8 protein-coding genes are annotated in these 7237 nt (G+C 69.1%); 3 read left to right on the forward strand and 5 right to left on the reverse strand.

Annotated features, from left to right (window positions below):
* The first annotated feature begins 19 nt into the window (after positions 1–19).
* Positions 20–1312 (forward strand): pyridoxal phosphate-dependent aminotransferase, encoded by a 1293-nt coding sequence (locus DQP57_RS20815; protein WP_112634577.1) that lies wholly within the window; start codon positions 20–22, stop codon positions 1310–1312.
* A 32-nt stretch (positions 1313–1344) separates the two neighbouring features.
* Positions 1345–2610 carry a YibE/F family protein gene (locus DQP57_RS20820; protein WP_112634578.1) on the forward strand — a complete coding sequence of 422 codons (1266 nt, stop codon included), beginning with the start codon at positions 1345–1347 and terminating at the stop codon, positions 2608–2610.
* Here the strand turns inward: DQP57_RS20820 and rfbA are convergent.
* The 3 genes from rfbA to DQP57_RS20835 are packed head-to-tail and all read right to left on the reverse strand — an operon-like array spanning position 2552 to position 4611.
* Entirely contained in the window at positions 2552–3427 is an 876-nt protein-coding gene (gene rfbA, locus DQP57_RS20825; protein ID WP_112634579.1) for a glucose-1-phosphate thymidylyltransferase RfbA, read from the reverse strand. The genes DQP57_RS20820 and rfbA overlap by 59 nt on opposite strands.
* A gap of 27 nt (positions 3428–3454) precedes the next feature.
* Positions 3455–3826, reverse strand: coding sequence for a nuclear transport factor 2 family protein (locus tag DQP57_RS20830; RefSeq protein ID WP_112634585.1), 372 nt, complete (start codon positions 3824–3826; stop codon positions 3455–3457).
* A gap of 29 nt (positions 3827–3855) precedes the next feature.
* Positions 3856–4611 carry a maleylpyruvate isomerase family mycothiol-dependent enzyme gene (locus DQP57_RS20835; RefSeq protein WP_112634580.1) on the reverse strand — a complete coding sequence of 252 codons (756 nt, stop codon included), beginning with the start codon at positions 4609–4611 and terminating at the stop codon, positions 3856–3858.
* Positions 4612–4763: 152 nt separating this feature from the next.
* On the opposite strand from DQP57_RS20835, the gene DQP57_RS20840 reads away from it, so the two are divergent.
* Positions 4764–5417 (forward strand): class I SAM-dependent methyltransferase, encoded by a 654-nt coding sequence (locus DQP57_RS20840; RefSeq protein ID WP_112634581.1) that lies wholly within the window; start codon positions 4764–4766, stop codon positions 5415–5417.
* Between the two features lie 51 nt (positions 5418–5468).
* Here DQP57_RS20840 and DQP57_RS20845 read toward each other — a convergent pair whose 3' ends face one another.
* Positions 5469–6794, reverse strand: a complete 1326-nt coding sequence (locus DQP57_RS20845) for a UDP-glucose dehydrogenase family protein (RefSeq protein WP_112634586.1) — start codon at positions 6792–6794, stop codon at positions 5469–5471.
* 164 nt (positions 6795–6958) lie between these two features.
* On the reverse strand, positions 6959–7237 hold a 279-nt coding region (locus tag DQP57_RS20850), incomplete at its 5' end, for a hypothetical protein (protein WP_205869190.1).

The raw sequence follows: 7237 nt of genomic DNA on the forward strand, positions 1-7237 counted from the left end.
CGCTTGACAGCAAATTTCAGTGGACAGTGATGGCACCATTAGTGGTGTGACCACCCATCAGCTGCCCCTGCACGCGTCGGCTCATCACCGGCCGCAGCGCAGTTTCGCGCAGTCGTCGAAGCTCCAGGACGTCCTGTACGAGATCCGCGGACCGGTGCACGCGCACGCCGCGCGGCTGGAGGCCGAGGGGCATCGCATCCTCAAACTCAACATCGGCAACCCGGCGCCGTTCGGCTTCGAGGCACCCGACGTGATCATGCGCGACATGATTCAGGCGCTGCCGTACGCCCAGGGCTACTCCGACTCACAGGGCATCCTGCCCGCCCGCCGGGCCGTGGTGACCCGCTACGAGTTGGTCGACGGATTCCCCCGCTTCGACGTCGACGACGTCTACCTGGGCAACGGCGTGTCCGAGCTGATCACCATGACGCTGCAGGCCCTGCTCGACAACGGCGACGAGGTGCTGATCCCGTCGCCGGACTACCCGCTGTGGACGGCGTCGACCTCCCTGGCCGGCGGCACGCCCGTGCACTACCTGTGCGACGAGACGCAGGGCTGGCAGCCCGACATCGCCGACATGGAGTCCAAGATCACCGAGCGGACCAAGGCGCTGGTCGTGATCAATCCGAACAACCCGACCGGCGCGGTCTACACCAGCGAAGTCCTCACCCAGATCGTCGATCTGGCGCGCAAGCACGAGCTGCTGCTGCTCGCCGACGAGATCTACGACAAGATCCTCTACGACGACGCCAAGCACATCAACCTGGCCACGCTGGCCCCGGACATGCTGTGCCTGACCTTCAACGGCCTGTCCAAGGCCTACCGGGTGGCCGGTTATCGGGCCGGCTGGCTGGCGATCACCGGGCCCAAGGACCACGCCGGCAGCTTCATCGAGGGAATCAACCTGCTGGCCAACATGCGGCTGTGCCCGAATGTGCCGGCGCAGCACGCGATCCAGGTGGCCCTGGGCGGCTATCAGAGCATCGACGACCTGGTGCTGCCCGGCGGCCGGCTGCTCGAGCAGCGCGACGTCGCCTGGACCAAGCTCAACGAGATCCCGGGCGTGTCCTGCGTCAAGCCCGCCGGTGCGCTCTACGCGTTCCCCCGGCTCGACCCCGAGGTCTATGACATCGACGACGACGAACAGCTCGTCCTCGATCTGCTGCTGCAGGAAAAGATTCTGGTCACTCAGGGCACCGGCTTCAATTGGCCGGCACCGGATCACCTGCGCATCGTGACGCTGCCGTGGGCCCGCGATCTGGCGGCCGCGATCGAGCGGCTGGGCAACTTCCTCGTCGGCTATCGACCGTAAGCCCCGGCGCGCCCGCCTCTACTCTCGACCGGGTGACCCACTCCCACTCGCACAGCTTCCCGCCGGGCCCGTCCGCCGTTGATCCGTTGCCCGCCAGGATCGTCGTCGGGTTGTTAATCGCGATCGGCGTGGCGGTCGCCGTCGGCGCGATCGTGCTGTGGCCCAGCCGCCAGCACGTCGACATCCCGATGCCGCTGCAGAACGCCGCCGGCGGCGCGGTGAGCACGCAGGCCGGGCACGTGCTGTCCAGCGGGATGGGCGACTGCGGCAGCCCGTCGGTCAGCCAGGTCCTCACCGGCCCGCCGCAACAGGCGCCGCCCGGCGCCGGCCGGTGCGTCCTGACCCAGGTGTCGATCGATTCCGGCCCCAACGCCGGCGCCCAGACGCTGCTGGAGTCCTCCCCCGGCCCCGGGCAGCCGAAATTCGCGGTGGGCGACCACATTCGACTCGTCCGGCAGGTCGACGACCAGGGCGCCACCAGCTATGCGTTCTACGACTTCGAACGCGGCTGGGCGCTGGCCGGTTTGGCGATCGCGTTCGCCGTGGTGATCGTGGCGGTAGCGCGCTGGCGCGGGCTGCTGGCGCTGGTGGGCATCGTGGTCGCGTTCGTGGTCCTGGTGACGTTCTTGCTGCCGGCGCTGCGCGACGGCGCGCCGGCCATACCGGTGGCGCTGGTCGCGTCGGCGGCCATCCTCTACGCGGTCATCTATCTCGCCCACGGGGTCAACCTGCGGACCAGCGCCGCGCTGCTGGGCACCCTGTCGGCGCTGCTGCTGGCAGCCGGGTTATCTTGGGCAGCAATACAATTGGCGCAACTGACCGGGTTGTCCGACGAGCAGAACAGCACCGTCAGCGCGTATCTGGGCAGCGTGTCGATCGGCGGCCTGCTGCTGGCCGGCTTCATCATCGGGTCCCTCGGTGTGCTCAACGACGTGACGGTGACGCAGGCCTCGACGGTGTTCGAGCTCGCCCATCTCGGCGGCTCGCGGCGGGCGATCTTCGTCGGCGCCATCCGGGTGGGCCGCGATCACATCGCCAGCACGGTCTACACCCTGATGCTGGCCTACGCCGGCAGTTCGCTGCCGCTGCTGTTGCTGTTCAGCGTGGCCAATCGCTCGCTGACCGACGTGTTGACCAGCGAGAGCGTGGCCATCGAGATCGCCCGCTCCGCGGTGGGCGGCATCGCTCTGGCGCTGTCGGTCCCGCTGACCACGGCGATCGCCGCGGTGCTGGCCAAACCTACTGAAACCGGCTCCGCTCCAACAGATCCAGCAGATAGCCGCCGTAGCCGGACTTGAGCAGGCTGTGCGCACGCTCGGCCAGCTCCTCGTCGGTGATCCAGCCCCGCCGCCACGCCACTTCCTCGGGCACGCTGACCTTCAGGCCCTGGCGGCGCTCCAGGGTGCGCACGAAATCGCTGGCGTCGAGCAGCGAGTCGAACGTCCCGGTGTCCAGCCAGGCCGTGCCGCGGGCCATCACCTCGACCGAGAGCCGGCCCCGGTTCAGGTAGATCTGGTTGACCTCGGTGATCTCGTACTCGCCGCGCGCCGATTTTTTGAGGCCCTTGGCGATGTCGATCACGTCGTTGTCGTAGAAGTACAGGCCCGGCACCGCGTAATTGGATTTCGGTGTCTTGGGCTTCTCCTCCAGCGACAGCGCCCTGCCGTCGTCGCTGAACTCCACGACACCGTACGCCGACGGGTTGGCCACCCAGTACGCGAAAACCGCTCCGCCGCTGATGGATTGGAAGCGGCTCAAGCTGGTGCCCAGGCCCGGGCCGTAGAAGATGTTGTCCCCCAACACCAAAGCCACCGGCTCATTGCCGATGTGGTCGGCACCCAGGACGAATGCCTGGGCCAGCCCGTCGGGCCGTTCCTGCGTCACGTAGGTGATGTTGACGCCGAATTGCGAGCCGTCGGCCAGCAGCCGCTGGAAGCCCGGCGCGTCGTGTGGGGTGGTGATCACCAGGATGTCGCGGATCCCGGCCATCATCAGGGTGGACAGCGGGTAGTAGACCATCGGTTTGTCGTAGACCGGCAGCAGCTGCTTGCTGATGCCCGTGGTGATCGGATGCAAGCGGGTGCCCGACCCGCCGGCCAGGATGATTCCGCGCATGGCTAGCTCCTAATGCCTTGAAGGGCCCTATTCGACGGCGTCGGACGCGGTGAGCTCGGTGGCCGCCAGCGCCGCGGCCAAGCTGTCGTGCCGGAACACCGAGGTGACGTGGTCGCGGACCACACGGAAGGCCAGCGCGTTGGTGGCGGCCCCCGGTCCGTCGGGGCCGCCGAGTTTTTGTTCGACGACGACGATGCCGTCGTGCACATACATCTGACCGAGCTGCGTGTCCGCCCGGTGCGACGAGGCCCAGTTGCGCAGCGCCTCGTGGCCCTGCGCGGCGCCGTGCGCGTCGCCGATCTCGATGTCGTCGCTGGACAACGCGATCAACGTCGCGATGTCGTCGCTGTTGAGCGCGTCGTGCCATGCCAAAACGGTGGCGATCTCCGATGTGGTCATGGTGTGCAAGTTACCGTGCGGCCCCGCGGCTAGAGAGGCGTACGGTCCAACCAGCGCTCCCACACGGCTTCGTCGCCGAACAGCTCCACGCCCGTATCGGCCAGCGGCCGCCGGCGCAGGATCGCCAGCAGCAGCTCGGTGGCGCCACCGCGCAGCGCGGCGCCGCCTTTGCCATGCTCATGCGACCAGCCGATCCGGCCCCCCTCGACGGCGATCGTCCATTCGCCGGCCTCGCCGAGCCCGGGATCGGTGGCATGCAGGTGCAGGGTGTCGTCCTCCTCGAGCGGAAGTGGTGCGCCCTGGCCGCCCGCCTGGATCGCGACGCGCTCCAGCCATTCGGTGATGCCGTCGGCGGCCACGTCGGCGTCGAGGGCGAAGTCGCGCCCCAGCGCGATCGCCGCGTCGGCGCGATGCACCGCGACCTCGTGCAGCCGGCGCCGGACCCACCAGTTCGCCGGCCGCGACCCCAAGAACGTCCAGACCGGTGTCTCCACACCGGTCAGCTCGACGGCGTCGATCAACCGCTGGGCGCCGCCCTGCAGCCAGGCGATCGCGCCGGCGGGGTCTGGCGGCGGCTTGCCGCCCTCCACCGTGCGCGGGTCGAGGTAGCTGTCGAGTTTGTCGCGCACGATCTGCGCCGCCCAGCGGTCGCCGCGGCCGACATGGCGGAACAGTTGGCGCAGGGTCCAGTCCGGGCAGGTGGGCACGGGCGTGGACTCGTCGGCATCCTGAAACAGCTCCGCGAAGGCCCGGTTCTCGTCGAGGAATTTTCCGGCATAGTCCACGCGGGTCAGGCTACTCGCCAGGCCGCCGGCCCCGAGCTTCCGCGTGCCTTGCGGTGACGCGGGCGCGCACTGCAGACTTGTCGTCGATGTCCGGCTCGCCGCGGCACCCGACCGCCCGGCTCGCCGAATGCCCTTGTCCCCGAGAGGTGCTCATGCCCGACGCCAATGCGAGCCTTCCGGTCGCCCGCACCGCGATCCGCGAGTTCTGGGAGCGTGAGGGTTCTCAATACGACCAGCGGGCCGCGCACGGCATCTCCTCGGAGCCCGAGCGTCGACGGTGGACCGAAGCGCTGAGTCCGATCCCCCCGGCGTCCCGCGTGCTCGACGTCGCCACGGGCACCGGCTTTGTCGCGTTGCTGCTGGCCGAGCTCGGCCACGAGGTGACCGGCGTCGACGCGTCCGAGGCCATGCTGGCGCACGCTCGCGCCAAGGCCGCCGACGGGCGGGTGGCCGTCAGGTTCGTGGAGGGTGTCACCGAAAAGCTGCCGTTCGCCGACGCCAGTTTCGACGCCGTGACGGCCCGGCACTTCATCTGGACCGTGCTCGAGCCGCAGCAGGCCTTCGCCGAATGGCACCGGGTGCTGCCCCCGGGTGGGCTCGTGGTCGCCGACATTTCACTGAATCCACATGTGGCGGGTCATCACTACGCCGAGGACGTCGCGGCGAGCCTGCCGTTTCGTGAAATCCCGGACCCGGCACCGGTTGTCGACGCGCTGCGCTCGGCGGCATTCGACGACATCGACGTCGAGCTGTTCGACGACGGCGGTGAGTACCCCCGCGCGGTGCTGCGCGCCCGGGCCGGCTGATGATCGGGTGACGACGAATACCGTTGTCTCCGACCCGTTTTCGGATCGCTTCTACGGCCGCGGCGCACCCAGGCGGTATACCCGCCAGCCCGCCCGCTGCCAGCGGCCGGCGTCCAGGCAGTTGCGGCCGTCCACGATGACGCGGGCGCGCACCCGGTCGGCCAGGTCGTCGGGGTCCATGTCGACGAACTGGCGCCACTCGGTGAGCACCAGCACCGCATCGGCGCGCTCGCAGGCCTCTTCGACCGAGACCGCGTAGTTCAGGGTCGGGAACAGGCGCTGCGCGTTGTCCAGGGCCTTGGGGTCATAGACGTTGACGGCGGCCCCGTTGAGCTGCAGTTGGCCCGCGACGTTGAGCGCGGGTGAGTCACGCACGTCGTCGGATTCGGGTTTGAAGGCCGCACCGAGCACGGCGATGTTGGCGCCCAGCAGCGAGCCGCCGCAGGCGGCGCTGGCCAGTTCCACCATCCGGGTGCGGCGGCGCATATTGATGCTGTCCACCTCGCGCAGGAACGTCAACGCCTGGTCGGCGCCGAGCTCCCCCGCGCGCGCCATGAACGCGCGGATGTCCTTGGGCAGGCAGCCGCCGCCGAAACCCAAACCGGCGTTGAGGAATTGGCGCCCGATCCGGGGGTCGTAGCCCAGCGCATCGGCCAGCAGGCTGACGTCGGCACCGGCCGCCTCGCACACCTCGGAGATGGCGTTGATGAACGAAATCTTGGTCGCCAGAAAGGCATTGGCGGAAACCTTGACCAGCTCCGCGGTCTGCAGATCCGTCACCAGGAACGGTATCCCGGCGTCCAGCAGCGGACCGTACAGCTCACGAACGGAGGCCTCGGCGCGCGTCGAATCCTGTTTGATGCCCAGCACGATCCGGTCCGGATTGAGAGTGTCCTGCACGGCGTAACCCTCGCGCAAAAACTCCGGATTCCAGGCGATTTCGACGTCGACCCCGTGCGGCGCCAGCGCGGCGGCCCGCTGGTTGAGCTCGGCCGCGGTGCCCACCGGAACCGTGGACTTGCCAACCAGCACAGCCGATGTCGTCAGCCGCGGCACCAGCGCATCGATGACCGCGTAGACGTGGCGCAGGTCCGCGCCGTACTCGCCCTTCTTCTGCGGTGTGCCCACCCCGAGGAAGTGCACGTCGGCGAAGTCGGCCGCCATGTCGTAATCGGTGGTGAACCGCAGCCGACCGGCAGCCAGGTTCTCCCTCAACAGCTTTCGCAGGCCGGGTTCGTAGAAGGGGATGTCGCCCCCGGCGAGCTTGGCGACCTTACCCGGGTCGATATCGACCCCGAGCACGTCGTGTCCGAGTTCTGCCATCCCAACCGCATGGGTGGCACCGAGGTAACCCGTGCCGAACACCGTGCATCGCATACAACCGGTGTAGGTGGTCGCCATGAGCTAATTGCATCGCAGGGTTGAGCGGGAGGCAAACGGAAGATGACAGGTGACCGCGCCCTCCGGTCAGCGCGATCGATCACCTGCTCGTGGCGACGCGAGCGCGGCGCAGCCGGGCGGTGCGGTTACCACCCTGTGGGCTAGTGGCGACCGAAGCCGCCGTGACCTCCGCCGAAGCCGGGGAAGCCGCCACCGCCGCCATGGCCGCCGCCGCCACCGGGGAACCCGGGGAAGCCGCCACCGCCGTGGCCACCGCCACCATGCGGCCCGTCGTCACCGCCGCCGTGGGGACCGAAGCCTCCTCCGGGCGGTCCACCGAAGCCCGGCCCGCCAAGGCCCGGGATCGGCAGCGGAATCGGGACCGGGATCGGCGCCACCGCGGGCGGGGCGGGCGGCGGAGCCACCGGCACCGGTGGGGG

Source organism: Mycobacterium colombiense (assembly GCF_003284935.1).
Lineage (GTDB): Bacteria > Actinomycetota > Actinomycetes > Mycobacteriales > Mycobacteriaceae > Mycobacterium > Mycobacterium arosiense_A.